This window comes from Paucibacter sp. B51, assembly GCF_027863535.1.
GTDB lineage: Bacteria > Pseudomonadota > Gammaproteobacteria > Burkholderiales > Burkholderiaceae_C > Paucibacter_A > Paucibacter_A aquatilis.
Genome location: NZ_JAPIVN010000001.1, coordinates 136,754 through 151,826, shown reverse-complemented (window position 1 = coordinate 151,826; position 15,073 = coordinate 136,754). Strand labels below are relative to the sequence as shown.

14 protein-coding genes are annotated in these 15,073 nt (G+C 69.8%); 6 read left to right on the top strand and 8 right to left on the bottom strand.

Translation table 11 applies throughout. The features are described 5' to 3' along the window. Positions 1-48: 48 nt before the first annotated feature. The 3 genes from OOB33_RS00580 to OOB33_RS00570 all read left to right on the top strand — a co-directional run bounded on the left by OOB33_RS00580 (position 49) and on the right by OOB33_RS00570 (position 5,463). Complete coding sequence (locus tag OOB33_RS00580; RefSeq protein ID WP_271007238.1) at positions 49-3,270, top strand: EAL domain-containing protein; 3,222 nt, start codon at positions 49-51, stop codon at positions 3,268-3,270. A gap of 170 nt (positions 3,271-3,440) precedes the next feature. Further along, entirely contained in the window at positions 3,441-3,608 is a 168-nt protein-coding gene (locus OOB33_RS00575; RefSeq protein ID WP_165794692.1) for a hypothetical protein, read from the top strand. Positions 3,609-3,789: 181 nt separating this feature from the next. Continuing rightward, positions 3,790-5,463 carry an NAD(P)/FAD-dependent oxidoreductase gene (locus OOB33_RS00570; protein ID WP_271007237.1) on the top strand — a complete coding sequence of 558 codons (1,674 nt, stop codon included), beginning with the start codon at positions 3,790-3,792 and terminating at the stop codon, positions 5,461-5,463. Positions 5,464-5,470: 7 nt separating this feature from the next. Here the strand turns inward: OOB33_RS00570 and OOB33_RS00565 are convergent, their stop codons facing one another. The 5 genes from OOB33_RS00565 to gcvA form a co-directional block, all read right to left on the bottom strand. Beyond that, positions 5,471-6,376 (bottom strand): hypothetical protein, encoded by a 906-nt coding sequence (locus OOB33_RS00565; protein ID WP_271007236.1) that lies wholly within the window; start codon positions 6,374-6,376, stop codon positions 5,471-5,473. Then, positions 6,373-7,254: a hypothetical protein gene (locus OOB33_RS00560; RefSeq protein WP_271007235.1), complete on the bottom strand. Its 882-nt coding sequence runs from the start codon at positions 7,252-7,254 to the stop codon at positions 6,373-6,375. The genes OOB33_RS00565 and OOB33_RS00560 overlap by 4 nt, the downstream gene beginning before the upstream one ends. A 214-nt stretch (positions 7,255-7,468) precedes the next feature. Then, entirely contained in the window at positions 7,469-8,461 is a 993-nt protein-coding gene (locus OOB33_RS00555) for a hypothetical protein (protein ID WP_271007234.1), read from the bottom strand. Between the two features lie 232 nt (positions 8,462-8,693). Beyond that, a complete protein-coding gene (locus tag OOB33_RS00550; RefSeq protein WP_171828703.1) occupies positions 8,694-8,936 on the bottom strand; it encodes a hypothetical protein in 243 nt (80 codons plus the stop codon). Next, entirely contained in the window at positions 8,933-9,895 is a 963-nt protein-coding gene (gene gcvA / locus OOB33_RS00545) for a transcriptional regulator GcvA (protein ID WP_271007233.1), read from the bottom strand. The genes OOB33_RS00550 and gcvA overlap by 4 nt, the downstream gene beginning before the upstream one ends. 184 nt (positions 9,896-10,079) lie before the next feature. On the opposite strand from gcvA, the gene OOB33_RS00540 reads away from it, so the two are divergent. Both OOB33_RS00540 and OOB33_RS00535 read left to right on the top strand, forming a co-directional pair. After that, entirely contained in the window at positions 10,080-10,862 is a 783-nt protein-coding gene (locus OOB33_RS00540) for an SDR family NAD(P)-dependent oxidoreductase (RefSeq protein WP_271007232.1), read from the top strand. A 71-nt stretch (positions 10,863-10,933) separates the two neighbouring features. Then, positions 10,934-11,215 carry a DUF427 domain-containing protein gene (locus OOB33_RS00535; protein WP_271007231.1) on the top strand — a complete coding sequence of 94 codons (282 nt, stop codon included), beginning with the start codon at positions 10,934-10,936 and terminating at the stop codon, positions 11,213-11,215. Positions 11,216-11,246: 31 nt separating this feature from the next. Here OOB33_RS00535 and mltA read toward each other — a convergent pair whose 3' ends face one another. Further along, entirely contained in the window at positions 11,247-12,485 is a 1,239-nt protein-coding gene (mltA, locus tag OOB33_RS00530) for a murein transglycosylase A (protein ID WP_271007230.1), read from the bottom strand. Here mltA and OOB33_RS00525 point away from each other — a divergent pair. Then, on the top strand, positions 12,484-12,612 hold the full coding sequence (locus OOB33_RS00525) for a hypothetical protein (RefSeq protein ID WP_263300076.1): 129 nt from the start codon (positions 12,484-12,486) through the stop codon (positions 12,610-12,612). The two genes, mltA and OOB33_RS00525, sit on opposite strands and share 2 nt — an antisense overlap. A gap of 11 nt (positions 12,613-12,623) precedes the next feature. Here OOB33_RS00525 and OOB33_RS00520 read toward each other — a convergent pair whose 3' ends face one another. Both OOB33_RS00520 and apaG read right to left on the bottom strand, forming a co-directional pair. Beyond that, the gene (locus OOB33_RS00520) at positions 12,624-14,663 is read right to left on the bottom strand and encodes a site-specific recombinase (RefSeq protein WP_333780307.1); all 2,040 of its coding nucleotides are present in this window, start codon (positions 14,661-14,663) and stop codon (positions 12,624-12,626) included. Beyond that, a complete protein-coding gene (gene apaG / locus OOB33_RS00515; RefSeq protein WP_171829069.1) occupies positions 14,663-15,037 on the bottom strand; it encodes a Co2+/Mg2+ efflux protein ApaG in 375 nt (124 codons plus the stop codon). Before apaG ends, OOB33_RS00520 begins: the two co-directional genes overlap by 1 nt. Between the last annotated feature and the right edge of the window lie 36 nt (positions 15,038-15,073).

Genomic DNA, 15,073 nt, shown 5'->3' with positions numbered 1-15,073 from the left:
GCGGCGCGCCGCCCGGATGGCTGGGCAGGCGCACAGCAGGAGGGGCCCATGTCGCAGATGTTGCCGCCTTCGGTGGAAACCGAGCGCCTGGCTGCCTTGCTCGCGCTGGAGGTGCTGGACAGCGAGCCCGAGGCCGAGTTCGATGCCCTGGTGCAGGCGGCCGCCCTGGCTTGTGATGCGCCCGTGGCCCGCCTGGCCTTGGTGGATGCGCGGCGGGTCTGGTTCAAAGCGGGGGTGGGCTGCAGCGAGGTCAAATCCCTGCCGCGTGAGCTGACCTGCTGCGACAGCGCCATCCAGGGCACGGATCTTTTTGAGGTGCCCGACGCGGCGCTCGATGCCCGGTTTTCGGCCCGCCCGCTGGTGCGCGGCGGGGCCGGTCAGCCAGGTCTGCGTTTTTATGCCGGCATGCCGCTGCGCCTGCGAGACGGGCAGGCGGTGGGCACGCTGTGTGTGCTGGACCATGTGCCGCGCCGGCTCACGGCCAGCCAGGCCGGGGTCTTGCGCCAGCTGGCGCAGGCGGCCGCCCTGGCCTTGCAAGGCCGGCGCGCCGAGCTGGATGCTCAGCGCATGGCGCGCGAGCTGGCGGCCCGCGAGGCCTGGCTGCGCACCCTCAGCGAATCCTCGCCCCTGGGCATCTTTGCCACCGATGCCGAGGGCGAATGCACCTACACCAACCCGCGCTGGCAGGCGATCTACGGGCTCAGCCATGCGCAAAGTCTGGGCCGCGGCTGGCCGGCCACCCTGCACCCCGACGATGCCGGGCGGGTCCTGGCCGAGTGGCAGCGCTGTGCCGCCCTGCGCAGCGAGTTCGACCAGCAGTTCCGTTTGCGCCGGCCCGACCGCAGCGAGCGCCATGTCCATTCGCGCGCCCGCCCGGTGCTGGGGCCGCAGCAGCAGGTGCTGGGCTTTGTCGGCACGGTCGAGGATGTCAGCGAACAGGTGCAGATGCAGGCCCGGCTGCGCGCCAGCGAAGAGCGCCTCTCGGTGGCGGCCGACAGCGGCCAGATCGGCATCTGGGAGTGGGACCTCGGCAGCGGCGAGATGCACTGGGACAGCTGGATGTACCGGCTCTACGGCCTCACCCCGCCGGCGCCCGGCCTGGGTGCGCGCTCGCCGGCCAGCGCCTACGAACTCTGGTCGCGCCATGTCCACCCGCAGGACCTGGCCGCCTCGCACCAGGCCATGCTGCAGGCCATCGACAGCGGCCAACCTTTTCTGACCGAGTTCCGGGTGGTCTGGCCGGACGGCAGCACTCATCATCTGCGCGCCTCGGGCCGCGTCATCCGCGACGAGCAGGGCCGGGCCTTGCGCCTGGTCGGCAGCAACTGGGATCTGACCGAGATGCGCCGCCTGGCGGCCGAGCTGGCCGAGCAGCTGGCGGCCGAGCTGGCCGAGCAGCATGAGCTGCTGCGCGTGACCCTGCGCTCGATCGGCGATGCCGTCATCACCACCGATGCCCGCGGCCAGGTGCGTTGGCTCAACCCCGCGGCCGAGCGCATGAGCGGCTGGCCCGCCGCCAGCGCCGCCGGGCGGCCGCTGGAGCAGGTCTTCCATGTCGTGCACGAGACCAGCGGCGAAACCCTGGAGAACCCGGTCGCGCGCTGCCTGGCCACGGGCCGGCCGGCAGGGCTGGCCAGCCAGGCCCTGCTGCTGACGCCCGATGGCCGGCGCCTGGGCGTGGAGGATTCGGCCGCGCCCATCCGCAACGAGCGCGGCGAGCTGCTCGGCGCCGTGCTGGTGTTCCACGATGTGACCGAACAGCGCCGCCTGGCCGGCGAAATGAGCTTCCGCGCCAGCCACGATCCGTTGACCGGCCTGTTCAACCGCAGCGAGTTCGAGAGCCGGCTGCGGGGCTTGCTGGAGCGCATGGCGGCCGAGGGCGTGCCCGAGGAGGTGCCTGAGGATGGAGCCCAATCCACCCCGGCCCGCCATGCCTTGCTCTACATCGACCTGGATCAGTTCAAGGCCGTCAACGATGCCTGTGGCCACGCCGTCGGCGATGTCTTGCTGCAGCAGGTGGCGCGCCTGCTGGCCGGGGTGGTGCGCGGCCATGACACCCTGGCGCGCCTGGGCGGCGACGAGTTCGCCCTGCTGCTGGAGCATTGCCCGCCGGCCCAGGCCGAGCGCGTGGCGCGCCAGATCTGCGAGCGCATGGAGGCGTTCCAGTTCAGCCACGACGGCCGGCGCTTCCCGATCGGCGCCAGCATCGGCCTGCTGCCGCTCGATGGGCGTTGGCACCATCTGGAGTTGGCGCTGCAGGCAGCCGATGGCGCTTGCTACGCCGCCAAGCAGGCCGGGCGCAACCGGGTGCAGGTCTGGCAGGACAGCCCGGCCCACCGTGCCACGCGCAGCGCCGAGCAGCAGTGGCAGGCGCGCATCGCCCGGGCCCTCCGCGAGGGGCGTTTTGTCCTGCACGGCCAGCGCATCGAGGCCTTGGCGGGCCCGGCCCATTCGGCCCACCCGGCCGAGGCCGGCAAGGCCGGCGAAACCGGTGTCGGCCAGGCCTGGCGCCGCTCGCTGCGCGGCCAGCGCACCGCCCTGGCGCCTGGGGCCTTACGCGCCGAGGTGCTGCTGCGCATGCGCGAGGAGGCGCCCACGGGCAGCGGCCAGGCCGAGGCAGCGGCGACGGCTGCTGCTGCTGCGCCGGGCCTGGTGCTGCCCGCCGCCTTCTTGCCGGCGGCCGCCCGCTTTCAGATGGCGGCCCAGATCGACCGCTGGGTGCTGGCCGAGGTGGTGCAGTGCCTGCAGGCGCGGCTGCCGCGCCAGGTGGGGCTGCTGAGCCTCAATCTGTCCGAGCAGGCCATCGGCGACCGGGCGTTTCACCGCTGGGCCCTGGACTTGCTGCGCGCGGCGGGCCCCGAGGTCTGCGCCCAGCTCTGCTTCGAGATCAGCGAGCACACGGCCCTGGCCGGCTTGGCCGATGCGGCCCTGTTTCTGGAACAGGTGCGGGCCCTGGGCGCCAGTGCCGCGCTGGATGAGTTCGGCGCCGGAGCATCGAGTTTCGGCTATCTCAAGAGCCTGCCGCTCGATTACCTCAAGATCGCCGGCCAGTTCGTGCGCGATCTGGCCGAGGATCCGCTCGACGAGGCCGCGGTGCGCGCCTTTGTGGATGTGGCCCAGGTGGTGGGCCTGCGCACGGTGGCCGGCTGTGTCGACAGCGAGGCCGCCCAGGCCCGCTTGGGCCGCCTGGGGGTGGATTTCAGCCAGGGCTTTCTGCTGCATCGGCCGGTGGCCCTGGAGCAGCTCCTGCCGCCCGGCGCAGGGGGCTGAGCGGGCGGCCGGTCCAGGCTGGCCGAGAACACAGTAAAATCCCAGGTCCGATCCATGACCCACCCTGCCGCAGCCGCTCCAAGCCGGTGCGGGCGGCGGCAGTGGATTGGTTCGCAGGACCCCAGGTTTTGCAGTTTTTTTCCGACTTCTTTTTCCGTACCGGAGCCATCATGGGCAACAAGATCATCACCGAAGCCGCTGCACGCGCCACCCCCCGTCCCGTCGCCCCCAAGGGCGTGACCTTCACGGCTCCCCGCGGCCAAAAGATCAGCCTGGAGCGCGGCTCGCACACCCGCAGCAAGAAGAACCCGGGCAAGCGCGCCAGCAGCGGCGGCTGATCCCTCCCAGCCTTCTGTGCCCGGGCCTGCGACGCAAGGACACCCGGCACAGCCTGAGCTGATCACAGGCCCTTCCTCGCGGTAGGGCCTGTGCTTTTTTGGGGGCCGGCCGCCCGCAGCGGCCATGCGCAGCCCCATCTCGCGTCCTTTGTTCGCTCACCCTGAACCACTCCGACACGCCATGCTCCGCATCACCGAACTCCGTTTGCCGCTGGACCACGCCGAGGAGGCCTTGCGCCCCGCGGTTTTGCAGCGCCTGGGGCTGAAAGACGATGCGGCGCTGCTGGGTTTCACCGTCTTCAAGCGCAGCTACGACGCACGCAAGAAGACCGCCATCCAGCTGATCTACACGGTGGACTGCGAGCTCAGCGACGAGGCGGCGGTGCTGCAGCAGTTCGTCGGCGACCCGCACATCAAGCCCTCGCCGGACACGCAGTACAAATTCGTCGGCCATGCGCCGGTGGATTTCTTCAAGGGTGGCGAGCGCCCCCGGCCGGTGGTCATCGGCTTCGGCCCTTGCGGCATCTTTGCCGCCCTGATCCTGGCCCAGATGGGCTTGCGCCCCATCGTGCTGGAGCGCGGCAAGCAGGTGCGCGAGCGCACCAAGGACACCTGGGGCCTGTGGCGCGAGCAGCGCCTGAACCCCGAATCGAATGTGCAGTTCGGCGAGGGCGGGGCCGGCACCTTCTCCGACGGCAAGCTCTGGAGCCAGATCTCTGATCCGCGCCACCTGACCCGCAAAGTGCTGACCGAATTCGTCAAGGCCGGCGCGCCGGAGGAGATCCTGTTCGTCAGCAAGCCGCACATCGGCACCTTCCGCCTGGTCAGCATGGTGATCAAGATGCGCGCCGAGATCGAGGCCCTGGGCGGCGAGATCCGCTTCGAGCAAAAGGTCAGCGATGTGCTGATCGAAAAGAGCGCCGATGGCAGCCAGCACATCCGCGGCGTGACGCTGGAGTCGGGCGAGCAGATCCGGACCGACCATGTGGTGCTGGCCCTGGGCCACAGCGCCCGCGACACCTTCACCATGCTGCATCAGCGCGGCGTGTTCATGGAGGCGAAACCCTTCTCCATCGGCTACCGCATCGAGCATCCGCAAAGCGTGATCGACGCGGCCCGCTTCGGGCCCAATGCCGGCAACCCCATCCTGGGCGCGGCCGATTACAAGCTGGTGCACCACGCCAAGAACGGCCGCTCGGTCTACAGCTTCTGCATGTGCCCCGGCGGCACCGTGGTGGCCGCGACCAGCGAGCCCGATCGCGTGGTCACCAACGGCATGAGCCAGTACTCGCGCAATGAGCGCAATGCCAATGCCGGCATCGTCGTTGGCATCAGCCCGCAGGACTACCGCCAGGACGGCAAGCACGAAGGCCCGGTCAGCCCGCTCGACGGCATGGCCTTCCAGCGCATCTGGGAAAGCCGCGCCTACGAGCTGGGCGAGGGCGGCTACCTGGCGCCGGGCGCACTGGTCGGTGATTTCATCAAGCGCCAGCGCTCCAAGGTGCTGGGCAATGTCGAGCCCAGCTACAAGCCCGGTGTGACCCTGACCGATCTGCAGCAAAAAGGCCGTGGCAGCCTGCCCGACTACTGCCTGGACGCGATCCGCGAGGCCTTGCCGGCCTTTGAGCGCCAGATCAAGGGCTTCTCGCGCCCCGACGCCGTGCTCACCGGCGTCGAGACCCGCACCTCCTCGCCCCTGCGCATCACCCGCGGCCGCGACTACCAAAGCCTCAACATCAAGGGGCTCTACCCCGCCGGTGAAGGTGCTGGTTATGCCGGCGGCATCATGTCGGCCGGCGTCGATGGCATCGAGGTCGCAGAGGCGCTGGGCGCGGCTTTGTTGGGCCAGGGCTGAGCGCGGATCATTCCGGGTTCATCGGCTTGCTGCGGCGCTGAAAGAACTGCTCGATCTGCGGCGCGTAGCGCTCGCGGGCCTCGGCGCTGAGCCAGTCTTTGCCGATCTCCCGCAGGCGGGCGGCGCCAGCCGGTGTGCCCAGGGCCTGGTCGATGGCCCGGATGGCCGCGCGACCCCAGGCGTTGCGTGGGCAGGCGATGCCCAGCACCAGGGGCTCGGTGGCGCCGTGGATGGGCAGGGCGATGTAGTCCTCGGCCGCCAGGCCCAGCTTTTGCAGCTGGAGCAGCGCGCCGGGCGCGTCGATCAGGTAGTCGGTGCGGTCCCGGGCCAGCATGTCACGCATGCGGTCGCCCCAGGCGGCGGTGGCGTAGTCGGCCAGCATGGGGTTCTTGCTCTGCTGCTCGGCGACCAGCAGGGCGTCCACCGCGTCACCAAAGCTGCGCCCGCGCGCGAAGGCGCCGCGCAGACGCTTCTGGGCCAGTAGCGCCCGGAGATCGGCCGCGCCCTCGGCGTCGCGCGGCAGCAGATGCAGCTTGTCGCGCCGCAGCACCAGCTCGGGCGGCGGCGCCAGCAGGGTGTCGGCGAAATAGGCCTCGGCCGCGCGCGTCCGGGTGTGCACCGTGCTCGGCCGGCAGGCCGGCTCGCCGCGCTGGACCATCTGCCAGCTGCGCACTGCATTGACTTCCAGGGCCTCGTGGCGGACGGCCGGGAGTTGTTCCTTCAAGTACGCCACGATGGGGTTGAGACGCGCGCTGCTGCCTTGCAGCCAGAGGATGTGCGTCACGTGCGGCGCGCTTGCCGGGCTGCGGTCGGTGCCTGCGTGCGCCGGGGTCAGCTCGATAGCGGCCCCGCAGATGGCCCACCAGATGGCCAGCGCGAGCGCGTGCTGGCACGCGGTCTTCGGTGCCTTCATGGTGATGCTCCTGGCTGGGCTCGCTTTCGGTAAAACTGATCGAGCTGGTTGGCGTAACGGCGCCGGACCTCCGCAGGATAGCGGTCCTCATGTGCCTGCTTGAGCGCTTCGACGGCCTCGGGCGTGCTCAGGATGCGATCGACGCGTGCAATCGCGGCCCGGCCCCAGTCGGTGCGTGGGCAGGCGATGCCGCTGCGCGTGAGCTGGTTGGCGCCCTGGATGGGCACGGCCACCAGGCCGTCGGCGGCGCGGTCGCCGGTGCCGGGGGCGCGCAGGATCCACTCGTACTCGATGGTGTAGTCGGCACGGCCCCGATGCAACATGGCCAGCAGGGGCGATCCGAAGTCTCTCGGTGAGTAGAAGCTCAAGCCCGGGGTCTTGTTTTCGGGGCCGAGGGCACGTAGCAGTCCATCCACCACCGGGCCGTAGCTGCGGCCGCTGACCAGGGCGCCACGCCAGTGACCCTGGTGCACCAGCGTCACCAGATCGACCTCGCCGGCCGCGTTGCGCGGCAAGGCGGCCAGCCGATGGCGCGCCACGATCAGACTGGGCGGTGGGGTCATGGCCGTGGTGCTGAACAGCAGCAGGGCTTCGCGTTCAGGGCTGCGGATCATGGCCCCGTGGCAATAGGGCTCGCCGGCGCGCAGCATCTGCATGCTGCGCGAGCCGTTGGCGCGCAGGATCTCGTGCTCCTGGTCGCGCCAGTGGACTTGCAGGTAACGAACCACCTGCTCGGGAGGCGATGCATCCACCACCTTGCCTTGCGCGTCCTTCAGCTCCGGCGAAAGCAGCCAGCGCATCGGTGGCGCGCTGGTGTTGGCGTGCGGGCCGGAGTCCGAGGGCGCTGCAAGGGCCGCGCTGCCGATGAGCGCATGCACGAGCGTCCCCAAGAAGCGCAAGCGCTGCAACCCGCCCGCTGAGCGACGAATTTGAATCTTCAGGGGCAGGGCGCGCGAGCACGGCGAGTCGGAGCGAGACACGGCAAGTCAAAGCGGGCAGCGGATCAGGCCCTCAGCATAGCCCGCCCAGCCTGGCCTGGGTGTGCCGGAAAGGGCTGCTTTCTCTGCCGCGTGCGGACTGGCCGGGCGGGCCTCAGCCCGGCTTGGAGGGCCGCGCGCGTTCGCGGTAGAAAGCGTCGATCTTGGGGCCGTAGTGGCGCCGGATGTCGGGGCTCAGCAGCCCCTCCACGGCTTCGCGCAGAAAACGTGCACCGGCAGGTGTGCCCAGCACACGGTCCACCTGGCGCAATGCGCCCATGCCCCAGGCATTGCGCGGGCAGGCCATGGCGCCAATCATGCCTTCTTCGGCGCCCTGCACCGGCAGGGTCAGCAGATCGGCATCGCCGCCCGGGCCGCTGGCTGGCGGCGGGCTGCGCTGGATGGCCTCGTGGTCCGGAGCGCGCAGACGCAGCATGAAGTTGTAGTCCAGGGTGTAGTCGGCGCGATCCGCCAGCACCATGTTCAGCAGCTTGTCGGAAGCGCCCGCGTGGGCGTAGAGCGCGATCGCGCTGCTGCCTTGGGCTTGCTTGAGCAGATTGTCGAGGTGGGGGCCGTAGCTGCGCCCTTCGAACAAGGCGCCGCGCAGCTTGCTGTCGCTCAGCAAACGGGCCAGATCCACCTCGCCGGCGCTGTTGCGCGGCACCCGTTCGACCCGGTCACGCCGAACGATCAGCTGGGGCGGGGGCACCCACTGTGCGTCGATGAAGTAGGCCAGCGCTTCGCGCTCGGGGGTGCGCAGCGCGGCGGGAATGCACACGGGCTCGCCACGCGCCAGCAGTTGCCAGCTGCGCTTGCTGTTGGCGACCAGGCTGCGGTGTTGGATGTGGGGCAGGTGTTCGCTCAGATAGCCGACCAGCCGATCGGAGAACCCCAGGCTGCGCCCGGTGCCGAGGCCGGCCACCTTGCTGTCGGGCATCAGCCAGGTGATCTGATGGACTTCGGCATCCGTCGCGCGAACTGCGGCTGCGGGTTCACCCGCCAGCGCCGGGAGGCCGAGGCCGAAGTTCGCCAGAGCCAGCAAGGAGGCGGCGAGCCGCACGAAGTTGAAGGGCGCAGAGGCCGGAGCAGGGCAGGAGACAGGATTCACACGAGACAGTCGGAACCGGAAGGCTGAAGCGGGGGAGGCGTCAGGCCTGAAAAAACCAGCGAAGTTGCAATACCGGGGGGGCAAGCGTCCTGCCCAGCGACGGCCTCCCCCTCCAAGGCGGGCCGAGCATAGCGGGCGCTCCGCGCTGTCTGGCTCAGGGTTTTGCCGCGCCGCCGCGCATTTGTGCGCAAGGCGGCAAGGGCGTACCGGGCCGGGTGGCCGAGCGCTGAGTTCAGGCCGTGCCCACCATCAGGTCGATCAGCTCCTTGACGAAGTCCAGGGCTTCTTCCGGCGTGGCGAAGTAGTACTCGCCGCCGAGGTCGGCGACATCACCGTCCGGGCCGATATGGACGACGGACCAGCCCTCCGCGCCGCCGCCGATGGCGCAGACCCCGAAGCTGCCCGGGGCCAAGGTCTTGGCCGAGCCGGCCGTGACGAAGATGTCTTTGTTGTGGTGGGAGTGGTAGCGTTTCACGGCGCCATTGTCGCCGCCGCGGGCTCGGGCTCTGTGCCGCGCTCGTTCGCCGCTTCGGCGAACAGCCAGTCGCGGAAGGCCTGCAACTGCGGCAGCTCGCGACCCGCCTCGCGGTAGACCACGTGATAGGCCAGGGGCGAGGCCCAGCGCAGGGCCGGAAACAGGCGCTGCAGTCGCCCGGCGGCCAGGTCCTCGCGCGCCATCACGCTGCGTGCCAGGGCCACGCCCTGGCCTTCGCTGGCGGCTTGCAGCACGGCGGCCGAGTTGTTGATGTGCAGCAGGCCGCGCAACTCAGCTGCCACGCGCAAGCCGGCAACCTCGCGCAGCCAGCGGGGCCAGTCAGGGAAATCGGCATGGCCATCCATCGAGTGGTCGTGGATCAGTACTTCTCGCAGCAGATCGGCCGGCTCGCGCAGGCGATCGCCCCGCTGCAGCAGACGGGGGGCGCAGACCGGGAACAGCTCCTCCTGCAGCAGCGGTTCGGCCAGCAGGCCGGGCCAATGGCCGCTGCCATAGCGGATGCCCAGATCGATGTTCTGGGCCACGAAGTCGGCCGGTTTGAGGCTGGTGTCCAAACGCAGTTCGGTGCCGGGCCAGGCGGCCTGGAAGCGCTCGATGCGGGGCAGCAACCATTTGGCGGCAAAGGCGGGGCTGCAGGTCACGGTCAGGGTCGGGCGCAGGCGGGCCTGCTGCAGCTGGGTCAGGCCGGCGGCCAGGCGCTCGAAGCCGGCGCGGATGTCAGGCAGCGCCTGCACCGCCGCAGCGCTGGGCAGCAGGCGCTGACGCCCGCTGCTGCTGCGGTGGAACAAGGGCAGACCCAGGCTGTCTTCCAGGGAGCGTACCAACTGGCCTACGGCGGCGGCGCTCACATGCAGCTCGGCCGCCGCGCCGGCAAAGCTCTGGTGGCGGGCGCTGGCCTCGAAGGCGCGCAGGGCGTTCAGGTGGACGGGCAATTTCATGAGCGTGAGAAAGTTTTTCTTTGTGGAAGGACAACTTTAAGTGCTTTGCTGAAGCCTTGTAAGTTCGAAAAAATTTGGATCTGGCACGGCGAAACGCGGTTTGAAAAAGGAAAGTTTTTCTTCTCATTTCGGTGCCCCGCGACCGCATTCTTCTACTCATTTCCAAACACAAGGACACACCCACATGAACACCCATTCCACCGAATTCGAAGGCAAGACGCTGCTGGTGCTCGGGGGCAGCAGCGGCATGGGGCTGGAAAGCGCCCGCCGGGTGCTGGCCGGCGGCGGCGCGGCCGTGATCGTCGGCCAGCGGGCCGAGAAGCTGGAGGCCGCGCGCCAGGATCTGGCCCGGCTGGGCCCGGTCACGGCGCTGCAGGCCGATCTCGCCAGCACGGCCGGCACCGAGGCCTTGATCGCCACCTTGCGTGCCGAACACGGCGATGTGGACCTGCTGCTCAATGCCGCCGGCGTGTTCTTCCCCAAGCCCTTCCTGGCCCACGAACTGGCCGACTACCAGCAGTACATGGCCCTGAACCAGGCCAGCTTCTTCATCACCCAGGCGGTGGCGGCGCGCTGGGTCGAGACGCAGCGGCCGGGCGTCATCGTCAACATCGGTTCCATGTGGGCGCAGCAGGCGATTGCGGCCACGCCGACCTCGGCCTACTCCATGGCCAAGGCCGGCCTGCATGCCCTGACCCAGCATCTGGCCATGGAGCTGGCGCCGCACCGCATCCGCGTCAACGCGGTCTCGCCCGCCGTGGTGCAGACGCCGATCTACGAAGGTTTCATCCCCCAGGCTGAGCTGGCGAGCACCTTGCAGGGCTTCAACAGCTTCCACCCCATCGGCCGCGTCGGCCTGCCGCAGGATGTGGCCGAGGTGATTGCCTTCCTGCTCTCCGAGCGCGCAGCCTGGGTCACCGGCGCGATCTGGGATGTCGACGGTGGCGTGATGGCCGGCCGCAACTGAGGCCGTTGCCACCGGCCTCCTAGAATCGGCGTTCGATGAATGGAACGAACCCAATCGGGGAGGCCGCAGGCATGACCAAAGCAATCTGGAACGGCGTCGTGATCGCCGAAAGCGATGACACGGTGCTGATGGACGGCAACCACTACTTCCCCGCCGAGTCGCTGAAGCGCGAGTACACCAGCTTCAGCAACCACCGCAGCAGCAGCGACAAGGGCCAGGCCCAGTACCTGAGCCTGTTCGTCAACGGCGAGTTCAACCCCGATGCGGTCTGGTTCTATGCCGAGCCGACCGAATCGGCTGCCGCCATTCGCGGGCGTTATGCCTTTTGGAAGGGTGTGCAGATCAGCGACTGAGCGTCGCTGACCAGTCGCTCCCGAGCTGAGCTCAGGGGCGCGTGCCCAGCACCTGCCCGCCCGCGCCCAGGCTCTTGCGCGGCCACAGTGCCCACAGGCGCAGCGGCTGCTTCATGCGGCCGGCTTGCGCTTCGGCGTCGCGGCCCCAGCCCCAGAAGAAATCGGCGCGCACGGCGCCGGTGATGGCGCTGCCGGTGTCCTGGGCCATGACCAGGCGGCGCAGCGGCGAGTTGCCGCTTTGCAATGGGTCGCCGGCTTCCAGCCAGAGGGCGGTGCCGTAGGGGATGCTGCCGCGGTCCACCGCGACCGAGCGCCCGGGTGTCAGCGGCACGCCCTGGGCGCCGCGCGGGCCGATGTTGGGGTCGGCCAGGGGCTCCTCACGGAAGAAGACATAACGCGGGTTGCTCCACAGCACCTCGCGGGCCTGCTGCGGGTTGCGCCGCAGCCAATCGCGGATGCCGGGCCAGGACGCCTCGCCGGGGCGCAGCTCGCCGCGCTCGATCAAGAGCTTGCCGATGGATTGATACGGGTGGTCGTTGTGGCCGGCAAAGGCCAGGCGCACCCAGCTGCCGTTCTCGTCGCTGGGGTGGCTTTTCACCCGCAAGCGGCCCGAGCCCTGGATCTGCAGGACCAGCAGGTCCAGCGGGTCGTCCAGATAGGCCAGCTCCAGGCCTCGCAGGCGCTGGCGCTGCTCGCCTTCCAGCTGCTGGCGGCTGAAGTAGGGGCGGCGTTGCTGCAGATCGGGCGGTGCGGCATGCACGGGCACCTGGTAGCCGCCCAGCGGCTTGCGCGTGGCGTCCAGCATGGGTTCAAAGTAGCCGGTCAGCAGGCCTTGCGTCTCGCCCTCGGGCGATTCGACGCGAAAGGCTTGCAGGTGCTGCATCAGCCACAGCGTGACCTCGTGGTCGTCGCCCGGCGAAGCCAGTGCGGCGCGGGCGCAGAGCTCGGCCCAGCCGGCCGCCGGCCGCGCGCAGCCTTGCAGCAGCGCCGGCCAGAGCTCGGCGGCGCGGTCTTCGCCCCAGCCGGGCAGCTCGCTCCAGTCCACCGCCACCCAGCGCGAGCGTTCGCGCTGCAGCACCAGGCGCGCGCGCTCGGGGCTGCTGGCGCTGCTGGCTCCGCTCGGGTCGCTGGGGGCGGAGGTTTTGCTGCCGGGGACGGGCGGTGTGGCCGGTGGCAGCGGCGTGCTCGAGCAGGCCGCCAGCAGCCCTAGAATCGCGGCGGCTGTGCCCTGCTGCAGCCGCTCACACCACGCATTCGAGGCCGACGCCATGGGATTGATCTTGCTGGAGGCCTTGGGGGCCTTGGCGCTGTTCGTGTTCATCATCTGGTGGACCATGTTTTCCGGTCGCAAGGGCGGCGAGCGTCGCCTGCCGGAGCAGGACGAGCAGGAAAAATAAGTCGTCGGCGCTCAGTCCTTGGGCGGCAGGAAGAAGCTGCGCGGCTGCGCCCGGAAGCGCTGCCAGATCGAGCGGCGCAGCAAGGCCTGGTCGGCCAGCTGAATGCCGCGTGAGCGCAGCGCCACACGCAGGGCCAGGTAGAAGCTGACGCCCAGGTTCAGCACACCGGTCAGCGCGATGCCGGCCACGCACCACCAGAACGCCGGCTGCTGCAGCACCTCAAATCCCAGCGCACCCACGGCCGCGGCCAGCTGGCCGGTGGACAGGGTCACGTGGCGCACCTCGATGGGCAGGCCGATGAAGGACAGCAGGGCCGGCACCAGGCCCAACATCAGGCCCAGCGAGATATTGGCCGCCAGGCCCGAGACATTGCCGCGCCACCAGGCCGCCCAGCGTTGTGCGCGCGCCTGGCCCAGGCGGGCGATCAGTCCTGGGTTCCAGGCGATGGCGGCGTCCACGCGGTGCAGCACGAACCAGTTCTCCACCCAGCCGGCGATCAGGCTGCTGGCGAACAGCAGCACGCCGGTGAAGGCCGCGAACAGGGGTGAGGGGCCGAGCAGGCTGAGCGAATGCAGCACGTAGTGCGCATTCTTTTCGCCCACCAGGGGCGCGCCCATCACGAGGCCGCTGAGCAGCTGCACGCCCAGCACCACCGGCGCCACCACGGCCAGATTGCCCAGGATGCCGGCGATCTGCGAGCGCAGCAGATGCGCCACCTCATCGACAAAGCTGCTCAGGCCCTCCGGCGTGTTGATGTGCTGCAGCTTGGCGGCCATGGCCGGCGCCGTCATGGCCGGCTGCTTGGTGGCCACCGTCCAGTGCAGCAGGTGGATGATGACGAAGCTGGCGGCGTAGTTCACGCCCGACCAGAAGCCGGCCCAGAAGGCGGTCAGGCCCAGCGCCATGACCATGAACTTGGCGAAGGTGGTGCCAGCGATGATGGCGCCGCCGCCTGCCGCGTGGCGCAGCATCTGGCGGTAATCCTCGCGGCTGCGGGTGATGTAGTGCTCGCCGGTCTCGGCGCTGCGCTCGGCCACCTTGCGGGCCAGCAGCGAGTAGTGGTGCGAGAACAGGGTGCGGATGCTGCGCCGCTCATGGCCCACGCGCACCAGGCCGGCCAGCAGCCGGGCCAGCTCGCGCGGGCTTTGCTCGGCGCCCAGGCAGTCCAGCAAGGCCTCGATGCGCTGCACGCGCGCCAGCATCTGCTCCACGGCAAAGACGATGTCCACCGACACGCCGTAGGCCTCCAGATGCTCAGGCACGCTGGCCGCAGCGCGCTGGCACACATCCAGCAGGGCGCGCAGCAGCTGCAGGGCCTGGCCGCTGCGCGCCGCGTCGCCGCTGCGCAGGGCCTGGATCAACTGGTCGCAGGCGCCGGCCAGTTGCTCGAACGGTTGATCGGCCAGCAGCTCGGGGCTCATGCGCTTGCGCAAGGGGCCCGAGAGACCGGCCGCGCGCACGCTGCTGACCAGAACGGTCAGGCCGCGCAGCATGGCTTCGCGCCACTGCGGCTTGGTGTCGGGCGCTGCGCTGGTCTCGCTGGCGGCGGGCAGGGCCGGGTTCAGCAGGGCGGCCAGGCGCTGCAGCAGGGGCTCGTCCAGGGCCAGCAGCCATTGCTCATCGCTGTCTTCGGGGAAGAGCAGGCCGAACAGCTCGGCCAGATCGCGGGTGTCGGCCGTGCGCGGCAGCAGGCGCTGCTGCAGGCGGTGCTGGAACTCGGCCCAGAGCGCCACACGCGGCGCAAAGCCGACGTCGGCGAACAGGCCGCTGGCGTCGATGTCGCGCCAGATCGAGTTGAGCAGCAGGCGCACCGCCTGCGCGTGCTCGGGGTTGCGCTCCAGCACATTGAGCAGGTGCTTGAGCCGCAGCACGGGCAGCAGGCTGCTGCCGCTGCGCTCGCGTTCTTCTTCGCGGCTGGGCGGGTGGCGCAGCCATTCGAGCAGCCGGGCCAGCCAGAGATTGCGTGCGGCCAGTTCCGCGCGCGGATCGGCGGCGTTGAGCAGGGCGGTCAGGTCCCAGCTCGGCGCGCGGCGCAGCGAGCCCCCCATCATCAATGCAGGGCGCCGCTGTCGGCGAGCAGGAACTCGGGCACCTCGGCGTAGAACACTTCGGCGTTCTCGGTGGCGCAGAGGAAGCGGCCGCGCATGCTGCCTTGCGGCGTGGCGATCTGCGCCCAGGAGCTGTACTGGAAGCTCTGGCCCGGTGCCAGCAGGGGCTGGTGGCCCACGACCGCCAGGCCATGGACTTCCTGTTCATGGCCGCGGGCATCAACGATGTGCCAATGCCGGCCGATCAGCTGGGCACTGATGTCGCCGGTGTTCTCGATCGTGATCGTGTAGCTGAAGGCGTACAGGTCTTGCGCGACATCGGTCTGTTCGGGCAGGACTTGCACGAGCGCGGAGCATTTGAACTGAGGCTTGGGCATGCGGCCGATTCTAGGTTGTCCCTCTGGCCGGGGCGC

Excerpts from the sequence above, each read along its gene's own strand:
- OOB33_RS00575 (WP_165794692.1), top strand. The coding sequence starts at position 3,441 with ATGGGCAACAAGATCATCACCGAAGCCGCTGCACGCGCCACCCCCCGT.
- OOB33_RS00535 (WP_271007231.1), top strand. The coding sequence starts at position 10,934 with ATGACCAAAGCAATCTGGAACGGCGTCGTGATCGCCGAAAGCGATGAC.
- OOB33_RS00570 (WP_271007237.1), top strand. The coding sequence starts at position 3,790 with ATGCTCCGCATCACCGAACTCCGTTTGCCGCTGGACCACGCCGAGGAG.
- mltA (WP_271007230.1), bottom strand. The coding sequence starts at position 12,485 with ATGGCGTCGGCCTCGAATGCGTGGTGTGAGCGGCTGCAGCAGGGCACA.
- OOB33_RS00525 (WP_263300076.1), top strand. The coding sequence starts at position 12,484 with ATGGGATTGATCTTGCTGGAGGCCTTGGGGGCCTTGGCGCTGTTCGTG.
- apaG (WP_171829069.1), bottom strand. The coding sequence starts at position 15,037 with ATGCCCAAGCCTCAGTTCAAATGCTCCGCGCTCGTGCAAGTCCTGCCC.
- gcvA (WP_271007233.1), bottom strand. The coding sequence starts at position 9,895 with ATGAAATTGCCCGTCCACCTGAACGCCCTGCGCGCCTTCGAGGCCAGC.
- OOB33_RS00565 (WP_271007236.1), bottom strand. The coding sequence starts at position 6,376 with ATGAAGGCACCGAAGACCGCGTGCCAGCACGCGCTCGCGCTGGCCATC.
- OOB33_RS00540 (WP_271007232.1), top strand. The coding sequence starts at position 10,080 with ATGAACACCCATTCCACCGAATTCGAAGGCAAGACGCTGCTGGTGCTC.
- OOB33_RS00520 (WP_333780307.1), bottom strand. The coding sequence starts at position 14,663 with ATGATGGGGGGCTCGCTGCGCCGCGCGCCGAGCTGGGACCTGACCGCC.
- OOB33_RS00580 (WP_271007238.1), top strand. The coding sequence starts at position 49 with ATGTCGCAGATGTTGCCGCCTTCGGTGGAAACCGAGCGCCTGGCTGCC.